General features: G+C 59.7%; 1 protein-coding gene. It reads left to right on the top strand.

From position 1 onward, the window contains the following. Positions 1–367, top strand: a 367-nt coding sequence (locus tag EN786_RS38125) for a hypothetical protein (protein WP_210238934.1), incomplete at both ends; no start/stop codon positions are given.

Genomic DNA, 367 nt, shown 5'->3' on the forward strand with positions numbered 1-367 from the left:
CGGCCACCTCACGGCCTATGTGGTATTTGCTTTTCGCGAGTTCACCGCGGAACGCATTCATAACAGCGTCAATCTGCAGGGAACGGTCGGGATTCGCGAGGGCAAGCTTCCGCTTGCAGCATTTGCCGATGCCCAGGACCGAACAGCCAACGACATCACCGGGCTCAATCTTGACGCGAAGGTTCGTGGTATCGGCAAACCGATCGATTTGACAGGCAAGCTCGCCTGGCGGGGACAGGCCGTTGCGTTCAAGTCCCAGATCGCGCCCGCATCTTTTCTTGGCCGCGCCTCGGTCGCCGAAGCGTCCGGGCCGATCAGCCTTTCGGTTTCCTCCAAATACCTCGAAGGCAGCATAAACGGCGTTGCC

This window comes from Mesorhizobium sp. M4B.F.Ca.ET.143.01.1.1, assembly GCF_004792275.1.
GTDB classification, from domain to species: Bacteria; Pseudomonadota; Alphaproteobacteria; order Rhizobiales; family Rhizobiaceae; genus Mesorhizobium; species Mesorhizobium abyssinicae.